Source organism: Streptomyces sp. NPDC059582, from assembly GCF_042735715.1.
Classification (GTDB): Bacteria; Actinomycetota; Actinomycetes; order Streptomycetales; family Streptomycetaceae; genus Streptomyces.
On record NZ_JBHWCC010000016.1, the window covers coordinates 99,577 to 118,655 of the forward strand.

Annotated in this window: 17 protein-coding genes and 1 pseudogene; 5 read left to right on the forward strand and 13 right to left on the reverse strand. The window is 72.8% G+C overall.

Annotated features, from left to right (window positions below; genetic code table 11):
* Positions 1-4: 4 nt before the first annotated feature.
* The 5 genes from ssuE to ACFV0T_RS16545 all read right to left on the reverse strand — a co-directional run bounded on the left by ssuE (position 5) and on the right by ACFV0T_RS16545 (position 4,498).
* The gene (gene ssuE, locus ACFV0T_RS16525; protein WP_385779032.1) at positions 5-559 is read right to left on the reverse strand and encodes an NADPH-dependent FMN reductase; all 555 of its coding nucleotides are present in this window, start codon (positions 557-559) and stop codon (positions 5-7) included.
* Positions 560-895: 336 nt separating this feature from the next.
* Positions 896-979, reverse strand: coding sequence for a putative leader peptide (locus ACFV0T_RS16530; RefSeq protein WP_356032329.1), 84 nt, complete (start codon positions 977-979; stop codon positions 896-898).
* A gap of 286 nt (positions 980-1,265) precedes the next feature.
* The gene (locus ACFV0T_RS16535; protein WP_385779034.1) at positions 1,266-1,433 is read right to left on the reverse strand and encodes a hypothetical protein; all 168 of its coding nucleotides are present in this window, start codon (positions 1,431-1,433) and stop codon (positions 1,266-1,268) included.
* A 132-nt stretch (positions 1,434-1,565) separates the two neighbouring features.
* On the reverse strand, positions 1,566-3,782 hold the full coding sequence (locus tag ACFV0T_RS16540) for an MMPL family transporter (RefSeq protein ID WP_385779036.1): 2,217 nt from the start codon (positions 3,780-3,782) through the stop codon (positions 1,566-1,568).
* 209 nt (positions 3,783-3,991) lie between these two features.
* Positions 3,992-4,498: a MarR family winged helix-turn-helix transcriptional regulator gene (locus ACFV0T_RS16545; RefSeq protein WP_385779037.1), complete on the reverse strand. Its 507-nt coding sequence runs from the start codon at positions 4,496-4,498 to the stop codon at positions 3,992-3,994.
* 110 nt (positions 4,499-4,608) lie between these two features.
* On the opposite strand from ACFV0T_RS16545, the gene ACFV0T_RS16550 reads away from it, so the two are divergent.
* Positions 4,609-6,159 (forward strand): SDR family oxidoreductase, encoded by a 1,551-nt coding sequence (locus tag ACFV0T_RS16550; RefSeq protein ID WP_385779039.1) that lies wholly within the window; start codon positions 4,609-4,611, stop codon positions 6,157-6,159.
* Positions 6,160-6,230: 71 nt separating this feature from the next.
* Positions 6,231-7,601, forward strand: a complete 1,371-nt coding sequence (locus ACFV0T_RS16555; protein ID WP_385779041.1) for a cryptochrome/photolyase family protein — start codon at positions 6,231-6,233, stop codon at positions 7,599-7,601.
* A 112-nt stretch (positions 7,602-7,713) separates the two neighbouring features.
* Here ACFV0T_RS16555 and ACFV0T_RS16560 read toward each other — a convergent pair whose 3' ends face one another.
* Positions 7,714-8,721 carry a MerR family transcriptional regulator gene (locus ACFV0T_RS16560; protein ID WP_385779043.1) on the reverse strand — a complete coding sequence of 336 codons (1,008 nt, stop codon included), beginning with the start codon at positions 8,719-8,721 and terminating at the stop codon, positions 7,714-7,716.
* 126 nt (positions 8,722-8,847) lie between these two features.
* Here ACFV0T_RS16560 and ACFV0T_RS16565 point away from each other — a divergent pair, with 126 nt between their 5' ends.
* On the forward strand, positions 8,848-9,453 hold the full coding sequence (locus tag ACFV0T_RS16565) for a sigma-70 family RNA polymerase sigma factor (RefSeq protein ID WP_385779044.1): 606 nt from the start codon (positions 8,848-8,850) through the stop codon (positions 9,451-9,453).
* Positions 9,454-9,648: 195 nt separating this feature from the next.
* Positions 9,649-10,233 carry a sigma-70 family RNA polymerase sigma factor gene (locus ACFV0T_RS16570; RefSeq protein WP_385779046.1) on the forward strand — a complete coding sequence of 195 codons (585 nt, stop codon included), beginning with the start codon at positions 9,649-9,651 and terminating at the stop codon, positions 10,231-10,233.
* Between the two features lie 124 nt (positions 10,234-10,357).
* Here the strand turns inward: ACFV0T_RS16570 and ACFV0T_RS16575 are convergent, their stop codons facing one another.
* From ACFV0T_RS16575 to ACFV0T_RS16595, 5 genes and pseudogenes are all read right to left on the reverse strand, one after another.
* Positions 10,358-11,158: a DUF1295 domain-containing protein gene (locus tag ACFV0T_RS16575; RefSeq protein WP_385779048.1), complete on the reverse strand. Its 801-nt coding sequence runs from the start codon at positions 11,156-11,158 to the stop codon at positions 10,358-10,360.
* Positions 11,155-12,473: pseudogene (locus ACFV0T_RS16580) on the reverse strand (class I SAM-dependent methyltransferase). The gene ACFV0T_RS16575 and the pseudogene ACFV0T_RS16580 overlap by 4 nt, the downstream one beginning before the upstream one ends.
* Positions 12,470-13,783, reverse strand: coding sequence for a class I SAM-dependent methyltransferase (locus tag ACFV0T_RS16585; RefSeq protein ID WP_385779050.1), 1,314 nt, complete (start codon positions 13,781-13,783; stop codon positions 12,470-12,472). Before ACFV0T_RS16585 ends, ACFV0T_RS16580 begins: the two are co-directional and overlap by 4 nt.
* Positions 13,780-14,529, reverse strand: coding sequence for a DUF1365 domain-containing protein (locus ACFV0T_RS16590; protein ID WP_385779052.1), 750 nt, complete (start codon positions 14,527-14,529; stop codon positions 13,780-13,782). Before ACFV0T_RS16590 ends, ACFV0T_RS16585 begins: the two co-directional genes overlap by 4 nt.
* The gene (locus tag ACFV0T_RS16595) at positions 14,526-15,818 is read right to left on the reverse strand and encodes an NAD(P)/FAD-dependent oxidoreductase (RefSeq protein ID WP_385779054.1); all 1,293 of its coding nucleotides are present in this window, start codon (positions 15,816-15,818) and stop codon (positions 14,526-14,528) included. Before ACFV0T_RS16595 ends, ACFV0T_RS16590 begins: the two co-directional genes overlap by 4 nt.
* Positions 15,819-16,090: 272 nt before the next feature.
* On the opposite strand from ACFV0T_RS16595, the gene ACFV0T_RS16600 reads away from it, so the two are divergent.
* Complete coding sequence (locus tag ACFV0T_RS16600; RefSeq protein WP_385779056.1) at positions 16,091-16,549, forward strand: SPW repeat protein; 459 nt, start codon at positions 16,091-16,093, stop codon at positions 16,547-16,549.
* Between the two features lie 77 nt (positions 16,550-16,626).
* Here the strand turns inward: ACFV0T_RS16600 and ACFV0T_RS16605 are convergent, their stop codons facing one another.
* Together ACFV0T_RS16605 and ACFV0T_RS16610 are read right to left on the reverse strand one after the other, a co-directional pair.
* Positions 16,627-17,418: an ArsR/SmtB family transcription factor gene (locus ACFV0T_RS16605; protein WP_385779058.1), complete on the reverse strand. Its 792-nt coding sequence runs from the start codon at positions 17,416-17,418 to the stop codon at positions 16,627-16,629.
* Between the two features lie 199 nt (positions 17,419-17,617).
* Positions 17,618-19,072 (reverse strand): APC family permease, encoded by a 1,455-nt coding sequence (locus ACFV0T_RS16610; RefSeq protein WP_385779060.1) that lies wholly within the window; start codon positions 19,070-19,072, stop codon positions 17,618-17,620.
* Positions 19,073-19,079 lie beyond the last annotated feature (7 nt).

Consider the following 19,079-nt stretch of genomic DNA (forward strand, 5'->3'; position numbering starts at 1 on the left):
GGGCTCAGCTCGCCACGGCGAGCAGCGGAGTGCGGCCCAGCGCGGCCGAGAACTGGTCGACGACCTGGGTGAGGGCCTCCGCCGCGCCGGGGGCGACGGTCAGCGAGCCGTTCTCGTGCACGGTGATGTCCGTGTCGAGGGTGAACCAGCCCTGCACGATGTGCCCAGCGCCCATGGAGCTGAGCACCGGCCGCAGCGCGTAGTCGATGGCCAGGACGTGCGCGACGGAGCCGCCGGTGGCCAACGGCAGCACGGTCTTGCCGGTGAGGGCGTACTGCGGGAGCAGGTCGAGGAGCGCCTTGAGGACACCGGAGTACGACGCCTTGTAGACGGGGGTGCCGACGACGACGCCGTCGGCACGGGCGAACAGTTCGGTGGCCTCGACGATGGCCGGGTGCCGGAAGTCCGCGCCGAGGAGTGCCTCGGCGGGGACGGTGCGGATGTCGAGCGGGATCACCTCGTGGCCCTGGGCGATCAGCCGCTGGTCCAGGTGGCGCAGCAGACGGTGGGTTCGGGAGGAGGCGGAGGGGCTGCCGGACACGGTCAGGACGGTGGCCATGAGTTCTCTTTCGGGGCGGCGGGACGCGGCAGGTGGCGGCGGGGCGCGCCAGGGGCGGCTGAGTCGTCGGGCGGCCGCGGGGGCGGAGTCGAACTCGCTGTCCGGGAGTTGGGTTTCCAGCTCCCGGTCCAGGGGCTGCCGGCGAAGGTCGAGTCCTGACTGCGGTCGCGGAATTCCGGGAACGCCGAATTCACCTGGCGCGGTGATCCGGCGTGGTGAACTCGGCACTCGGGCAGCGGCGGGCGACGCAGGTCTGCCCGACGGCACAGAGAGGGAAAGAAACCGCGACGAAAAACCGGCGAAAAACGACGAGAAACCAGCGAATCGCAGCGACTTTCAGGCTGCGGCGCAACAGGAGGCGCTGGAGACGCGCGCGAGGTCGACGTGGCGTCGCCGCGTGAGGTCCAGTCGCATCGTCATACCGTCGATCGTGGCAGCCACCGCTCAAGGCAGTCAAGGAGAACCCGGCCGGTCTCGAATCGCGGACCATGGAATTTCACCGAGTTCGGTCAGTCGCGCTCACCACCCGGCGATCGCCGGGAGTTCGGCCCCGGCGAGCACGACGGAGCACAACGGCGCCTGCCCGTGCGTCCCACGCGGTCAGGCGCGTTGTGCTCCGTCGTAGTCCTCAGCAGTAGTGCTCGGTCGTCGTCCTGCGTAGTCGTGCTCGGTCGTCGTCCCCAGTAGTCGTGCTCCGTCGTCGTCCTCAGTCGTCGTCGCCCCGGGGGACCACCACGAGGAAGGCGTCCGACTTCAGATCCATCACCACGGTCGCGGGCTCGCCCTGCGCGCGGCGCGCAGCCGCGTACTCCTCCGCGGGCCAGGAGCCTCGCGGTGCTCCCGCGGGAAAGCGCTGCAACACCTTCGCGCCCATAGCGGCGGTCACCTCCGGAATCGCTCGTCCACCGACTTCTTCTTGTACGTGTCTGTCTCGTAGGGATCGCCTGCCCCCGATCGACGCGACCATGTGCGTCGGCCATGGACCCCGCTGCCGCCAGGTCCCCGCTCAGCCAGGCGAGTGCTCGGGCGCCGTGGACCCCGGCCCGGCCGTGTCGGCCGGCCGGTCGTCCGCGGCGGTCGCGGCGGGACTGCGGCTCAGCCGTCCCGGCCACCACGCCGCGGCGCCGATGTCCCGTACCAGGGCGGGCACCAGCAGCGAGCGCACCACGACGGTGTCGAGCAGGACTCCGAAGGCGACGATGAAGGCGATCTGCACCAGGAAGGCGAGCGGGATGACGCCGAGGGCCGCGAAGGTCGCGGCGAGCACCACCCCCGCGGAGGTGATCACCCCTCCGGTGGTGACCAGGCCCCGCAGCACGCCCTGGCGCACCCCGTGCCGCAGGGACTCCTCCCGGACCCGGGACATGAGGAAGATGTTGTAGTCGACGCCGAGGGCGACCAGGAACACGAAGCCGTACAGCGGTACGGACGCGTCCGTACCCGTGAAGCCGAACACGTGTGGGAAGACGAGTGCCGAGATGCCCAGCGTGGCGAGGAAGTTGAGCGCCACGGTGGCCACGAGCAGCACGGGCATCAGCAGCGAGCGCAGCAGCGCCATCAGGATGACGAGGATGATGGCGAGGACCACGGGGACGATGAGTGTGCGGTCGCGTTCGGCGGTGCGCAGGGTGTCGTACTGCTGGGCCGGGTAGCCGCCGACGAGGGCGTTCGCGCCGGGGACCGCGTGCAGCGCGGTCCGCAGCCGGGCCACGGTCCGCTTCGCCGCGTCGCTGTCCGCCGCGGCGGCGAGGGTGACCTCGACGCGCACTCGTCCGTCGACGACCAGGGCGCCGCCGCCGGGGCGGCCCGACTTCGCCACCCCGGCGGCGGAGGCGACGCCCTCGGTGTCGCGGGCCACCGCGACGACCCGGTCCAGGGTGTCGGCGTCGGCGACGACCACCGTGGGGTTGCCCAAGCCGCCGGGGAAGTGCGCGCCGAGGGACTTCTGCGCGGCGACCGAGGGTGCGTCGGCGACGAAGATCTCGTCGAGGGGGACACCCCGGGAGGTGAGGGCCGGCGCGAAGGCGGCACACGCCAGCAGCACGGCGAGGGTGGCCGCCCAGACCTTGCGCGGCGCACGGTCGACCAGGTTCGCGACGCGGTGCCAGATCCCGCCCCCGGCGGTGCCGCCGTCCGTGCTCCGGGGCTTCGCCGGCCAGTACGCGGCCCGGCCCAGCAGGACGAGGACCGCGGGCAGGAACGTCAGGGCGCTGAGCACCGCGCAGCCGATGCCGATGGCGCCGACCGGTCCGAGCGCCCGGTTGTTGGTCAGGTCGCTCAGCAGCAGTGCGAGCAGCGCGAGGGCGACGGTCGCCGCACTGGCCACCACGGCGCCCCAGGACTGCCGCAGCGCGGCCCGTACGGCCATGAACCGGTCGTCGTGCCGGGCGAGTTCCTCCCGGAAGCGGGCGGTCAGGAGCAGGGCGTAGTCGGTGGCCGCGCCGATCACCAGGATGGAGAGGATGCCCTGGACCTGACCGTCGACGCGGACCACGTCGTGGTCGGCGAGCACGTACACCACCGCGCAGGCGAGTCCCAGCGCGAAGACAGCGCCGAGGACGACGACCAGCGGCAGCAGCAGGCTGCGGTAGACCAGTAGCAGGATCACCAGGACGGTGGCCAGCGCGACGGCGAGGAGCAGGCCGTCGATCCCGGCGAACGCGTCGGACAGGTCCGCCTGGCTCGCGGCCGGCCCGGCCAGCTGGACCGTGCTGCCGGGCACTCGCTCGGCGGCGGCGCGGATCCGGTCGAGGGTGCCGGGGAGTGCGTCGCCGAGGTCGGGCCGCAGCTGGACCACGGCCTCCAGCGCCGCGCCGTCCTCGGCGACGAGCGCGGGCGGCACCCGGCCGACCACGCCGGGCACACCGGACAGGGAGGCCAGCGCGCGGTCGGCGTCCGCCCGCCGGTCACCTAGTCCGGCGCCGGATTCGCTGTCGGTCCCGCTGTCGGTGTCGCTGCCGGTCCCGCCGCCACTGTCGCTGCCGGTGCCGGTGCCGGCGGTCCAGAGGACGATCGCCGGCAGCGTCTCGTCCTGGCGGAAGGCCCGTTGTTCGGCGATGACTTCGGTCGACTCGGCGCTGCGGGGCAGAAACGCGGCCTGGTCGTTCGTCGCGACCTCGCCGAGGCGCCCGGCGAAGGGGCCGAGGACGCCGCCGATGCCGAGCCACACGACGAGCAGGAGCAGCGGGACGAGCCGACGGGCCCGTCGAGGAGTGGGGGACATGGTTCTCCGGGTTCCGAGGGGGCAGCGGCGGGTGCCTCGAGGGAAACAATCTCGAAGACAAGCAATCTCAATGACAAACAATCTCAATAGTTGAGATATACGGGTCGCCGGTGATCGTAGACGACGCCTGCTCTTCCGTCGCCGACCGGGCCACGGATGCACCGGCCCAGCCGCGGTTCCACCCGGTCACGCCGCGCTCCGCCGCGCGGTCACTCCCCGAGCGTCGTGGTCCCGGCGAGTTCCTCGTTCATCGCCGCGAGGAACCGCAGCACCAGAGCCAGTTCGTCGTCCGTGAAGTGGGCCCGTGCGGCCTCGGTGGCCTCCGCGAGGGGACGGAAGTACGTACGGGCCGTCGGCCGCGCGTCGGCCGCGTAGTACAGGTGGACCACCCGGCGGTCGGCGCTCTCCCGGACCCGGCGGATGTGTCCCGCGCGCTCCAGCCGGTCCACGCACGCGGTCACGGCGCCCGAGGTGAGTCCGAGGTGTTCGCGCAGCCGCTTGGGGGTCATCGGCTCGTCGGCGTCCAGGATGGCCGCGAGCGCCTGGACGTCCGTGGGGTGCAGCCCGTGCGCGCCCGCGAAGCCCTGCATCAGCCGGTTGATCCCGCCGTTCATCCGCCGCAGCTGGACGGCGAAGGCGTGCAGGTCGGTCGGCACCGCGCCGGCGGGGGACCGCTGTCCCCGCGCGCGCTGCTCCCGGTCGTTCGCTGTGGCCACGTGGCCAGCGTATAGACACCCGTACGCCGCATCCGGGGCGGTCTCGCGCGGGGAAGTCAGTGAGGGAGGGAGTGATCACCGGGGGCCGCGACGGGAAGGGCCGAGTGCACATGAACGCAGACGACCGCGTGAACGCGGGCGACCGCGAAGGCGGACTGCGCTGCCTGGTGACAGGCGCCACGGGGTACATCGGCGGCCGGCTCGTCCCGGAGCTGCTCGACGCGGGACACCGGGTGCGCTGTCTGGCCCGCTCCCCCGACCGGCTGCGCGACCATCCGTGGGTGGGCGACACCGAGGTGGTGCGCGGCGACGTCACCGACGCCGCGTCGCTGGGCGCCGCCCTGCGGGACATCGACGTGGCGTACTACCTGGTCCACGCCCTCGCCGGCGGTGGGGACTTCGAACGGACCGACCGCGAGGCCGCCCGGATCTTCGGCGAGCAGGCCAGGGCCGCGGGCGTACGACGGATCGTCTACCTCGGCGGTCTGACCCCCGCCGACGTCCCCGAGCGGGAGCTCTCGCCCCATCTGCGCTCCCGGGCGGAGGTCGGCCGCATCCTGCTGGACTCGGGTGTGCCGACCACCGTGCTGCGGGCGGCCGTCATCATCGGCTCGGGCTCGGTCTCCTTCGAGATGCTGCGCTACCTCACCGAACGGCTGCCGGTGATGGTCACCCCGAGCTGGGTGCACACCCGGATCCAGCCGGTGGCGGTGCGGGACGTGCTGCGCATCCTCGTCGGCAGCGCCCGGCTGCCCGCGGAGGTCAGCCGCGCCTTCGACATCGGTGGTCCGGACATCCTGACGTACCGGGAGATGATGGTGCGCTACGCCACCATCGCCCAGTTGCCGCGCCGGCTCATCGTCTCCGTGCCGATGCTCTCCCCGGGCCTGTCCAGTCACTGGGTCGGCCTGGTCACGCCGGTGCCCGCGGCCATCGCCCGGCCGCTGACCGAGTCGCTGCGGCACGAGGTCGTCTGCCACGAGCACGACATCGTCCGTCACCTGCCCGACCCGCCGGGGCATCCGTTCGGCTTCGACAAGGCGGTCCGGCTGGCCCTGACGCGGGTGCGCGAGGCGAAGGTGACGACGCGGTGGTCGTCCGCCTCGGTGCCCGGCGCACCGAGCGACCCGCTGCCCACCGACCCGGACTGGGCCGGGGGCAGCCTGTACGCCGACGAGCGCGAACGGACGGTCGACGCCTCGCGGGAGGCGCTGTGGCGGGTGGTCGAGGGCATCGGGGGCGAGAACGGCTGGTACTCCTTCCCGCTGGCCTGGGCCGTGCGCGGCTGGCTGGACCGGCTGGTCGGCGGCGTCGGACTGCGCCGCGGGCGCCGGGACGCGGCGCGGCTGCGGGTCGGCGACTCGCTGGACTTCTGGCGGGTGGAGGAGATCGAACCCGGGCGGCTGCTGCGGCTGCGGGCCGAGATGCGGCTGCCGGGGCTGGCCTGGCTGGAGATGTACGCGGAGACGGACGACGACGGCCGTACCCGGTACCGCCAGCGGGCCCTGTTCCATCCGCACGGACTGGTCGGCGAGGCGTACTGGTGGAGCGTCTCCCCGTTCCACGCCGTGGTGTTCGGCGGCATGGCCCGCAACATCGCGCGGGCCGCCGCGGCGGCGGACCCGCCCTCCCGGGAGGGGGAACGCGCACCGATCGAGTGACGCGTGCATCCGTCGGACACCCCGGGCCGGAAGCACCTCAACGCCCCTCACCCTCTCCCGGAGCCTGCCCCATGAACGTCTCGGTCGTCCTGTTCACCTCCGACCTGCGTCTGCACGACCATCCTGCGCTGCGGGCCGCCCTCGACGGTTCCCGTCAGGTCGTGCCGCTGTTCGTGCGCGACCGGGCCGTGGACGACGCCGGATTCGCCGCCCCGAACCGGCTGGCGTTCCTCGCGGACTGCCTGCGGGACCTGGACGCGGGACTGCGCGAGCGCGGCGGGCGGCTCGTGCTGCGCTCCGGTGACGTCGTCGAGCAGGTCTGCAAGGTGGCCGCCGAGACGGATGCCGACGAGGTGCACCTGGCGGCCGACGTCAGCGGCTACGCGCAACGGCGTGAGGAGCGACTGCGGCGCGCGCTGGAGGCGCAGGGCGTACGGCTGCACGTCCATGACACGGTGACCACGGCCGTCGCTCCGGGCGCGGTGACGCCGGCCTCCTCGGACCACTTCGCCGTCTTCACGCCCTACTTCCGGCACTGGTCGCAGCAGGCGCTGCGGGACACCCTCGGCGCACCGCGCGCCGTGCCGGTCCCGGACGGCGTCGGCTCCGAGGAGATCCCCTCCCGTGGCAGCCTCGGCGTGTCGCCGCTCCTGGCGGCCGGCGGCGAGACGGAGGGCAGGAGACGGCTCACGTCCTGGCTGCGCTCCGGCATCGCCGACTACGAGGGCGGCCGCGACGACCTCGGCGGCGACGCGACCTCCCGGCTCTCGCCGCACCTGCATTTCGGCACCCTCTCCGCCGTCGAGCTCGTCCACCGGGCGCGTCACGCGGACGGTCCCGGCGCCGAGGCGTTCGTACGACAGCTCGCCTGGCGCGACTTCCACCGCCAGGTGCTCGCGGCGCGCCCGGCGGCGGCCACGGACGACTACCGCACCAAGCGGGACCGCTGGCGGTCCGAGCGCACGGCGCGGGACGAGGTGGCGGCCTGGCGGGAGGGCCGCACCGGCTACCCGGTGATCGACGCGGGGATGCGCCAACTGCGCGACGAGGGCTGGATGCACAACCGCTGCCGCCTGCTGACCGCGAGCTTCCTCGTCAAGACGCTGTACATCGACTGGCGGGTCGGCGCCCGGCACTTCCTGGACCTGCTGGTCGACGGTGATGTCGCCAACAACCAGCTCAACTGGCAGTGGATGGCGGGGACCGGCACCGACACCCGCCCGAACCGGGTGCTCAACCCCGTCGCCCAGGGCAGGCGCCACGATCCCGACGGGGCCTACGTCCGGCGGTGGGTACCGGAACTGGCGGACGTGGCGGGGCAGTCGGTGCACGAGCCGTGGAAGCTCCAGGGCCTGGACCGGGCCGCCCTCGACTACCCGGAGCCGATCGTCGACCTCGCGGACGGTCTGGCCCGCTTCCGGCAGGCCCGCGAACGCGACTGACGGCGATGGGGGCGCGGGCGCGGGACGCGCAGGGGGCGGGGCGCGCGGGGGGCGGGGCGCGCAGGGGGCGGGGCGCGCGGACCGGGCAGCGCGCGGACCGGGTGCCGGCCGTCTATCCGCCGTACGTCCCGTACAGCCCCGCCAGCAGGTCCACCGCGTCCTTCAGGGAGTTCGGCCGTGCCATGCCGTGGGTGGAGCGCCCGAGCCAGCCGGGACCGGCGAGTATCACCAGCGGCTGCCGGCGCGCGCCCTTCACGCCCCACTGCGCGGCGGCGACGTGCTGGGCCAGCGGCAGGGTCGCCGAGGAACGTGCCTGCGCCCACAGCACGACGGCCGCGGGGCCCAGCCGGTCGACCGCGGCCATGAGCGCCTCGGCGGGCACGGCCGCCCCGAACATCCGGGTGGGGAGGCCGGCTTCGCTCAGCCCGGCGTTGAGCGCCTCCAGCGGCAGCGTGTGCTGTTCGCCGGGGACGCACGCCAGGACGGCCGGCCCGGGGGCGGCGGCGTCGCCGCGCCGCGGCTGGGGCCGGGTGTGCCGGTGCAGCGTGCCGGACACCTGCCAGGACAGCAGATGTTCGACCTCGACGTAACGGTCCCCGGAAGAGGCCCACTTGCGTCCGACCGCGTGCAGCGTCGGCACCATCACCTCCTGCCAGGCGACCGTCAGCCCGTGCTCCTCGACGGCCGCGGACAGCTGCTCCCGGACGGCGGGGGCGTCGAGCCGGACGGCGGCACGGGCGATACCGCGGCACTCCTGGCGCACGTCGCCGAGCGGCAGCGGGCCGGCCGGCCGCGCACGGCCCGCCGGCCGCGGCGCGGCGTGGGCGATGGCAGCGGCAGCGGTGTCGTCGGCACCGGACGGGACATCGTCCGACTGCGCCTTCGCGACCCGGGCCGCCTCGGCGGGCGGTACCCCGGTGGAGGTCAGCCGGCACATCGTCTCCAGCATCGCCACGTCCTGCCCGGTCCAGCGCCGGTGACGGCCGTCGGAACGGACCGCGGGACCGATGCCGTACCTGCGGTCCCAGGAGCGCAGCGTGGTGGGTGACACCCCCAGCCGACGTGCCACCGCACCGGTGGTCAGACCCGTGGCGGCGAGCTCCTCCGGCGATTCACCCATGAGGCCGACTATACGATGCAGAACCGATGCACATTGAGCCTTTCGCCCTCCTGCTCGCACCATGACGGCACCGGGGCTCGCCGACGGTGGCGTGGACCGGTCCGTACGACGCGAGGAGTCTCCGTCATGAGTCCGCAGCCGAGTCCCGCACCCCCTGCCGTCGCGCTGTGGGCCCCGGCGCAGGAGTCGCTGACCGACGAGGAGCTGGCACGGGGTCTGGTGGCGGGCGACGAGGACTGTCTGGCCGCCGCCTACCATCGCTGGTCGGCTCTGGTGCACACGCTCGCCCGGCGTTCCCTGGGGGACCCGCGGGAGGCGGAGGACGTCACACAGCAGGTGTTCCTCGGGGTCTGGCGCGGCCGCCTGGGCTACCGGCCGGAGCGCGGCACGATCGCCGGGTGGATCGTCGGCATCACCCGGCGCAAGATCGCCGACGCGCTGGCCGCGCGCACCCGTCGCGCGGACCTCCTCTCCTCGGCCGGTTCCGCGCTCGCGCTCCACGACCCGGCTGCGCAGTGCCCCGAGGCCGTCCTCGACCGGGTGCTCGTCCACGAGGAGCTGGCCCAGCTCCCGGCGCCCCAGCAGCGGGTGCTGCGGCTGACCTTCTACGAGGACCTGACCCAGACCCAGATCGCGGAGCGCACCGGGCTGCCGCTGGGCACGGTCAAGAGCCACGCGCGCCGTGGGCTGCACCGGTTGCACAGCTGCCTGCGGCAGGAGATGTGCGCCTGAGTGGAGAGACAGGCGAACGGACCACCTCCTCGCACGCATTTTCGATGCACAAACAGTGCGTCGAACTCGCCCGTCGTGTCCTGCCGGACCGAGCCGTCGCTGCCTCAGGCCCGGAGCAGGCCCGGAGCAGGCCCGGAGCAGGCCCGGACAGCTCGCACTCCGCCCGGACAGCTCGCACTCCCGAAGGACTCCCCCGTGAAAGAAGCCGTGCACCTCGGCAGGAATCCCTCGCCGCGGCCCGACCTGGAAGAGCTGCTGAGCATGGTGGCACTGGGCGACCAGGGTGCCTTCGCCACCCTCTACGACGCCGTGGCGAGCCCCGTCCTCGGCGTCGTGCGCAGTGTGCTGCGCGACCTGGCGCAGTCGGAGGAGGTTGCCCAGGACGTGCTGGTCGAGGTCTGGCGCACCGCCCCCCGGTACCGGCCCGACCGGGGCACCGCCGTCAACTGGATCCTCACACTCGCCCACCGCCGGGCGGTGGACCGGGTCCGGTCGGCCGAGGCCGCCGCCGCGCGGGAGCACCGGGCGGCGCTGCTCGACCGGATGCCCCCGTACGACGAGGTGACCGAGCAGGTGGAGGCGCAACTCGAACGGGAACAGGTACGGCGCTGCCTGGGCACACTGACGGAGATCCAGCGGCAGGCCGTCACACTGGCGTACTACCGGGGGCTGACGTACCGGCAGGTCGCGGAGGACCTCGCGCTGCCCCTCGGCACGGTCAAGACCCGGCTGCGCGACGGGCTCATCCGGCTGCGCGACTGCCTGGGGGTGAGCGCGTGATCCCACCGAACCGCACACGTCGACGGGGGCCTGCGCCCTGCTCGCCCGCGCCGACGACGAGCGCGCCGCATGCGAGCGTCGTGTCGCCCGCCGCGAGAGACGAAAGCGGCCGGACGACGGGCCGTCAGCGCCGCGGCGGCCACGGGAAGAACCCGCTGGTGCGGGCGACGTACCCGGCGTAACCGGGACGCCCCTCCATGTGCCGCTCCAGCAAAGACTTTCCGCTCCCCTTCAGCAGCAGGAAGCTCATCACCACGGGCGAGACGAGCGACACCGCGGCCGCCGCGCCGGCGTCGCACGCGATCAGGTACAGGCCCCACCAGACGCAGAAGTCGCCGAAGTAGTTGGGATGCCGGGTGTAACGCCACAGACCCCGGTCCATGATCCGGCCTCGGTGGGCGGTGTCGGCCTTGAAGCGGGCCAGCTGGGCGTCGCCGACCGCTTCGAAGAACAGGCCCACCGCCCACAGCGCCGTGCCCGCCCAGGCGAGGCCGGACATCTCGGCCCGCACGTACGGCGCGGCCTGGACCGGCAGCGAGACCAGCCACACCAGAGCACCCTGGAGCAGGTACACCATGCGCAGGGCGTACAGGTCACGGTTGCCCGGAGCCTTCGCGAGCAACGCCTCGTAGCGCGGATCCTCCCCGTGGCCGCGCCCGCGCCGGGCGATGTGCACGGCGAGGCGCAGACCCCAGACGGACGTCAGGACGCTCACCAGCACCCGGCGCCCGGTGTCGCCCTCGCCCGCCGAGGCCGCGCAGCTGACGAGGGCGACCACGGTGAAGCCGACACCCCAGGCGCTGTCCACGATCCGGTGCATGCCCCGGCGTACCGCGACGGCGAAGGTGACCAGCATGACGGCGAGCGCGGCGAGGGCCGCCCACAGCAGGTTGAGGGCGAAGGCCCCCCAGGCGAACCCGTTCACGGCCGGCCCCGTCCCGCGTACCACCCCGCCGGTGTCGCGGGCATGCCGCTCAGACCGTCGGCGGTGGGGCGCACGCCGAGGATCTGGTCGACGCCCATACGGCCCTGCTCGAAGGCGAGCGCGCCGCCGACCAGGTACAGCCGCCACACCCGCGCCGTCTCCTCGCCGACAAGCCGTACGACGTCGCTCCAGCGGTCCTCCAGCGTGCGGTGCCAGGCGCGACGGTGCGGACGTAGTGCTCGCGCAGCGACTCCACGGAACGCACCTCGAGCCCGGCCCGCTCCAGCAGCGAGACGGTCTTACCGAGCGGCCGCATGTGCATGTCGGGCGCGATGTACGTCTCGATGAACGCCCCGCCGCCGGGCGCGGTGGCGCCCCGCGACATCTGCTGCACCAGCACCCGGCCACCCGGCCGTGCCAGCCGGTGCAGGGAAGCCGCGAACGCCGGGTACTCGGCGTCGCCGACGTGCTCGCCCATCTCGACGGTGGCGACGGCGTCGTAGGCCCCGCCGCTGATGTCCCGGTAGTCCTGGCAGACCACGTCCACCCGGTGCTCCAGGCCGCGTTCGCGCACCCGTTCGCGCACATGGGCGGCCTGCTCCCGGGCCAGGGTGACGGCGGTGACCTGCGCCTTGTACTCCTCGGCCGCGTACAGGCCGAGGGAGCCCCAGCCGCAGCCGATGTCCAGCAACCGGGCGCCGGGCACCAGGCCCAGCTTGCGGCAGACCAGCTCCAGCTTGGCGTGCTGCGACTCCTCGGCGGTGCCGCCGGGCTCCTCGCCCGGCCAGTAGCCGCACGAGTAGGCCATGGTGTCGTCGAGAAGCAGCCGGTAGAAGTCGTTGGACAGGTCGTAGTGGTGGCTGATGGCGGCCCGGTCGCGGGCCCTGCTGTGCAGGCCGCCGCGCAGCCGCGCCTGCGACGCCGGGGCGGCCGGGCGCGGGCCGACGGCGCCGAGCCGCAGCGCCGTACCGAGCGCGCGGGCCCGGTCGCCGAGCGCGGGCCGCGGCGCGTGCGGGCCCTGCTCCCGTACGGCGGCCCACAGGACGCGCAGGCCCTGGGCGAGATCGCCGTCCACGTCGAGTTCGCCGGTGACGTACGCCTGGGCGAGTCCGAGTTCGCCGGGCTGCCACAGCAGTCGGCGCAGGGCGCGCCGGGAGCGTACGACCACGGTGGGGCCGTCGGCCGGGCCGGTCTCGCTGCCGTCCCAGGCACGCAGCCGTACCGGCAGCGGGCCGCCGAGCGCGTCCTCGACGACTGCGGCGAGCCGGTGCGCGGCACCGGTGCGGGTGATGCGGGCAGGGCGCGCGGTACTCATCGGGTGTGGCCTTCCTTCGTGTCCTTCGTGTCCTTCGTGTCCTTCGTGCACAGGTACTGCTGTAGGTCGAGGTAGCCGGAGCGGAATCCGGCCTCGGAGTAGGCCAGGTACAGGTCCCACATCCGGCGGAAGGTCGCGTCGAAGCCGAGGGCGGCGATCTCGTCCGTGTGCCCGGCGAACCGCTGCCGCCACAGACGCAGGGTCTCGGCGTAGTGCGCCCCGAAGGCGTCGCGCCGGGTGACGGTGAGCCGGGTGTGGTCGCGGACGGTCTGTTCGACGGCTTCGACGGAGGGCAGCAGGCCGCCGGGGAAGACGTACTTCTGGATCCAGGTGTAGGTGTTGCGGGTGGCCAGCATGCGGTCGTGCGGCATCGTGATGGCCTGGAGGACGGCGCGTCCCCCGGGGGCGAGCCGCTCGTCGAGGGTGCGGAAGTAGACCGGCCAGAACTCCTCGCCGACGGCTTCGATCATCTCGACGCTGACGACGGCGTCGTAGGTGCCGCGGGCCTCGCGGTAGTCGCACAGCTCGACGGCGACCCGGTCGGCGAGTCCGGCGTCGCGGACGCGGGCCAGGGCCAGGTCGCGCTGCTCGCCGGAGAGGGTCAGCGACGTGACGTGCGCCCCGCGCGCGGCCGCCCGGATCGCGAGTTCGCCCCAGCCGGTACCGATCTCCAACAACCGTGTGCCCTCGCCCACTTCGGCGAGGTCCAGCAGCCGGTCGATCTTGCGGTGCTGGGCGGCGGCGAGGCCTTCCCAGCGGGCCGGGAACCCGCGGAAGACGGCCGAGGAGTAGCTGAGGGTGTCGTCGAGGAAGAGGGCGAAGAGGTCGTTGGACAGGTCGTAGTGGTGACTGATGTTGCCGCGGGCGCCGTCGGGCGTGTTGCGCCGGCCGCCCGGCTGCCGCAGCGCCCACAGCCCGCGCAGCCGCTGGAGCGGGGCGGGGATCAGGTCCGCCGCGTGGGCGGCGAGCACGGTGAGGGCTCCCACCAGGTCGGGGGCGTCCCACTCGCCGGCCAGGTAGGACTCGCCGAAGCCGATCAGGCCCTTGGCGCCGATCCGGCCGTGGAACGCGCGGGGATCGTGGATCTCCAGCAGCGGTCCGCCCCGGCCGGCCTCGGTGCCGTCGCCGTACCGCACCCGCAGCGGCAGCCGGTCCAGGGCCCGGCGCACGACCGCCGCGGCGACGGCGGTACGCGGCCACGAGGCGTCCGGCGGGGCCGCCACGTCCGGCCAGCGGGCCGGGTCGACGCCCGCGGGGCCCGAGCGTACGGCGCGCCGCGCGGCGGCGGGACGGGGCTCGACTGTCGTCATCTCACGCTCTCTTCGGTGGTGCGGGTCGGTGTGGACGGGCGCGCGGGGCGGGGTTGGACGGGAAGTCCCCGCAGCAACAGGCGGATGCCGTGCAGCCGGATGGCGGCGGACACGACGGCGGTGGACCACGGGTGGCGCAGGGCCTGGCGCAGTACTTCCGTGCGCGTGACCTCGCGCCGGGCGCCGCGCACGGTCGCGGTGAAGGGACGGCCGCCGTCCCGCTCCAGGTGCACGGTGAGGTCGAGCCGCCGGTCCGGGGCCGGCAGGCGCATGCGGTAGCGGCCGTCGACGGGGAAGAACGGCGAGACGTAGAACTCCTTGTCGACGTGCGCGGTCCCCGACGGGTTCGGGCGCAGCAGGTAGCTGTGCCGTTGGCCGTAGGTGTTGTGGACCTCGGCGACGACGTGCCGCGGAACGCCGTCGGGGTCGTGGCACCAGTAGAGGGTCAGCGGGTTGAAGACATGGCCGAGGACGCGGGCGTGCGTGAGCATCAGCACCGGGCCGCCCGGCGCTCGCACCCCGTGCGCGGCGAGGAACTCCTCGAGGCCCGCCCGGACGGAGCGCCCGTCGCCGGCGAAGTGGTCACGCGGGTCGAACCGGGCCAACGGCCGCAGCGGAAGCGGGAGTTCGGGCGGCTGGTCGATGTCGACGAGCCACATGTACGTGCGGTGCCGCAGCGCGTACCGGGTGGGTGCCGTGCGCACATGGGTGATGGTGCACGGGTAGAGGGCGGGTACGGGTGTCACCAGCGCACCCCGAGTGTCTCGGCGGCCCGCACGCCGGAGCCGCAGCCGTCCTCGTGGAACCCCCAGCCGTGATAGGCGCCCGCGTACGCGGTGACGGACGTGCTCAGCTCCGGGAGCCGTTGCTGGGCGGCGACCGACTCGGGCGTGTAGACGGGGTGTTCGTAGACCATGCGGGCCAGCACCCGGCCGGGGTCGACCCGGTCCTCGCCGCCGAGGGTGACCACGAACGTCTCGGTCGCGTCGAGGCGTTGGAGCCGGTTCATGTCGTAGCTGACCCGGACCCGGTCGGCACCGGCGGCGCAGGAGGGGAGCAGGTGGTTCCAGGAGGCGCGGGCGCCGCGGGCTCGCGGGAGGAGCGTGGTGTCCGTGTGCAGGAGGGTGGTGTTGCGGCTGTAGCGGAACGCGCCGAGGATCTCCTTCTCCTGCGGGGTGGCGTCGGCCAGCAGTCGCAGCGCCTGGTCGGGGTGCACGGCGACGACGACGGCGTCGTACGACTCGGTGGTGCCGTCGTGGCCGGTGATCTCGGCCCCGTCGGCGTGCCGGCGCAGGGAGCGGACCGGGGTCGCGGTGCGCACCTCGTCGAGCCGTTCGGCGACGCGGTCGACGTAGGTGCGGGAGCCTCCGGTGACCGTGCGCCACACCGGCGAGCCGCCGACCGAGAGCATGCCGTGGTGCGCGAGGAAGCGGAACAGGTAGGCCGCCGGGTACCGTTGGGCGGTGGCGGAGTCGCAGGACCACACCGCCGACACCAGCGGCGCCATGAAGTGCGCGCGGAAGTACGGCGAGAAACCCTCGCGGTCCAGGAACCCGCCGAGCGTCAGCGCGTCGTCGGCGTCCCGGCGAAGCTGTCCGCGCGCCGCCCGGTGGAAGGCCGGGATCTCGGTGAGCATGCGCAGGTAGGCGCCGCGCACGGCGTTGCGGGGCCGCGCGAGCAGTCCGGCCGGGCCCCGGGCCCCGGCGTACTCGAGGCCGCAGCCCTCGCAGCGTACGGACAGGCTCATCTCCGACTCCTGGGTGGCGACGCCGAGTTCGGCGAAGAGACGCAGGAGGTTCGGGTAGGTGCGGCGGTTGTGCACGATGAAGCCGGAGTCGACGTGGTGGACCCGGCCGTCGGGTGATGTCAGCCGGTGGGTGTGGGCGTGTCCGCCGAGCCTGTCGTCGGCCTCGTACAGGGTGACGTGGTCGGTGCGGGCGAGCACATGGGCGGCGGTCAGACCGGCCACCCCGCTGCCCACGACGGCGGTCCGCCGCCGTCCGACCCGCGCCGCGTCCCCGGAACCCTCCGGCATGTCCTGCCACCGCCTTCTTCCCGCCGCGTCCCACCAGGGGCTGTCACGCGTAATCCGTGGCTGGGACGGGAGTGGATTGGTCGGTGTTCGCCCGGCGGGGACGGGTGGAGCGCGGCCGGGCCGGGGGCGGCGGCCACCTGACTCACGGCTGTTCCATCGGTCTCCACACTCCCCCTACACATAAGGGAGAAATAAGGGCAGAATGGACACACACGGCATATACCGCTACCGCATCAGACGCGGTCGGGCCTGCTACCCGAAGGAGACGAGTCATGGCCAACGTCTCGCCCACCAGAGGTGACATATCCACTCACCCCGACGTAACCGAAATGCGGGAGCGCTACGCCCGCATGCTCGGCGGTCGTGATGTGGCGCTCGTGGACGGACCGGTGTTCCTGCTCGGTCTGTACTGCGCCGTATCCCCATGGATACTCCACTACACGACGAGCCAGCCCTCACTCGTGGCCCACAACCTGATCATGGGAATCGCGATCGGCCTGCTGGCCCTCGGGTTCACCGCCGCTCCGGCACGGATGTACGGACTCAGCTGGGCCATGTGCGCCCTGGGCGTGTGGATGATCATCTCGCCATGGATCGTCGGCCGGAACCCCGACGCCGGCGTCATAGTGAACAACATCGTCATCGGCGCCCTGGCGCTGATCCTCGGGCTGGTGTGCGCGGTTACGGCGGCGAGGACGGCGAAGACGGCAAGGAACGCACACAGGCCATAAAAGTCTCGCAACTATCACAGGAGGCGAGTCAGAGGCCGGCCGGTCCGCGTGCCGCGGGCCGGCCCGCCCGTGTCCGCTCAGTCGTGGGGCACCAGCCACGGTTCCTGCGGAAGCGGACCACCCGTCTCAAGAAGAGACTTGAGGTTGGACAGCACCGCCGGCCAGCCCGTGGACACGTCGGCGAGTTCACCCTCGCCCGACAGGTTCTCGTGGGTGACGGTGAGCCGGACGATGTCCGCGTACGGCTGGATGTCGAAGGTGACCCTGGAGCACCTGTCCTCGCGCCCCTCGTCCGCGGGCGCCGCCCAGGTGGTCACCAGCCGGGTCGGGCGTTCACTGGTCACCACGGTGCCGACCACGTCGGCGATGCCGGAGCCGTCCGTGCGGACGTGTTCCCAGCGGGAGCCGGGCCGCCAGTCCGAGACGTTGGCATGCCCCCAGTAGGAGGCGGTCAGGTCGGCGTCGGTGAGGGCGTCCCAGACCTTCTCGGGCGTGCTCGCGATGTAGGTGACGTAGACGAATTCGGGCTTGTCGGTCATGGCTTCCTCGGCTTGTCGCTTCACGGCGCCGAGCACGCGCAGGCGCGGGCGCTCGAACTTGTCGATCCACCGCTCCTGGATCTCGTGGAGCGGGACCGGATTGAGGTAGTGCAGCTTCTCCCGCCCCCGCCGCACGGTGGCGATCAGGTTGGCGGCCTCCAGGACGGACAGGTGCTGGGTCACCGACTGCCGGGCCATGGCGATGTGCTCGCACAGCTCACCCAGCGTCTGCCCGTTGTCCTGGTGCAGCCGGTCCAGCAGCCGCCTGCGCGTGCCGTCGGCCAGCGCCTTGAAGACCTTGTCCGTCGCGGAGTCGTCGTCTGATCGCACACCCGACGTTATGCAGGCGATTGCCTGCATGTCAAGCGCAGGTGTTCACCTGCATGTCGATACGGCACCGCGCGCCCGGTTGCCGCCGTGAGCGGCTCCGGGCGCGCGGTGTGCCGGACGTGGACAGTGAGCGGTACGGCGTAAGGGGCGCGCGGCGCGCCGAGGACGATTGTGAGCGCCGCTCCGATGGGGCGTCCGATCAGGTGCCGGCGGGCTCTCCCTCCGGCGCGGGCGCACCGGCGTACTCCTCGACGATCTCCTTCTCCCCGAACGGCCACACCTTCTCCAGCCGCGCCCAGACCAGGAACGCCACGCAGCCGAGGCCGACCCAGGCCAGGGACCATTCGATGGGATGGCGGCCCGGGGAGTTCTTGTCGGCGTAGCCGTAGATCACGCACCAGCCGACGAAGGCCAGGATGCTCGGCAGCGGGTAGAGCCACATCCGGTACGGGCGGCGGAGCGTCGGTCGGCGCCTGCGCAGGACCGTCAGCGCGACGATCTGGGCGAGGGCCTGGACGATCACCATCACCGTGGTAAGGAGCTGGATCAGTGTCGCCAGGTCGGTGTGACGGCCGATGAGGAAGCCGATCGCGGTGATCACGCCCATCGTGGCCAGGCCCAGCATGGGGAACCGGTGCCGGGGGTGCAGCTTCCCGTACGGGCGGAAGAACACCCGGTCACGGGCGGCGTCGTAGGGCACCCGCGAGCCGCCGAGGAGGCCGGTGAACACGGAGGCGAAGGCCGTGATCAGGATCAGGACGGTCACCGTGTCGGCGGCGCCCTTGCCCCAGGTCTCCTCCAGCACCGCCGACGCCACCGAGGTGGAGGCGATGTCCTGCGGGTCGGCCATCCGGTGCCAGTCGATGACACCGAGCGTGCCGATCTGGAGCAGCAGGTAGATCGCCATGATGCCGAGGATCGAGAAGAGGATGGAGCGCGGCAGCGTACGGCCGGGATCCTTGATCTCGGCGCCCATGTACGCGGTGGTGTTGTAGCCGAGGTAGTCGTAGATGCCGATGGTCAGGCCCGCGGCGAAGCCGAGCCAGAAGTGGTCGCTCGTGAGGTCGAAGGCGTGCGCGGGGTAGGTGAAGGCGAGGTGCGGGCTGAAGTCGGTGGCCGCGGCGACGATCACCAGCAGCACCGAGGCGATCATCACGGTCCACATCACGGCGGTGATGCGGGCGATGTGCTCGATGCCGCGCCAGAGCAGGAGGACCACCAGGGCGATGATCCCGAGGCCGATCACATCGCCCGTGGTCCGCCCCAGATCGGGGGCGAGATAGCCGAGGTACTGGACGAAGCCGACCACGCCGGTGGACATGATCAGCGGGATGAAGAGCATCGCCGTCCACACGAACAGGAACGGCATCAGCCGTCCCGTGCGGTATTGGAAGGCCTGCCGGAGATAGACGTAGCTGCCGCCGGAACCGGGCATGGCGGCGCCCAGTTCGGCCCAGACGAGCCCGTCGCACAGCGCCAGCACCGCGCCCGCGACGAACCCGATGACTGCTTGGGGACCGCCGAACGCGGCGACCATCAACGGGATCGTCACGAACGGACCGATGCCGCACATCTGGCTCATGTTGATGGCGGTGGCCTGGAACAGGCCGACGCGGCGGACGAAGCCACCCGTGGGTGGCGGGCTACCGGACATGGGGACT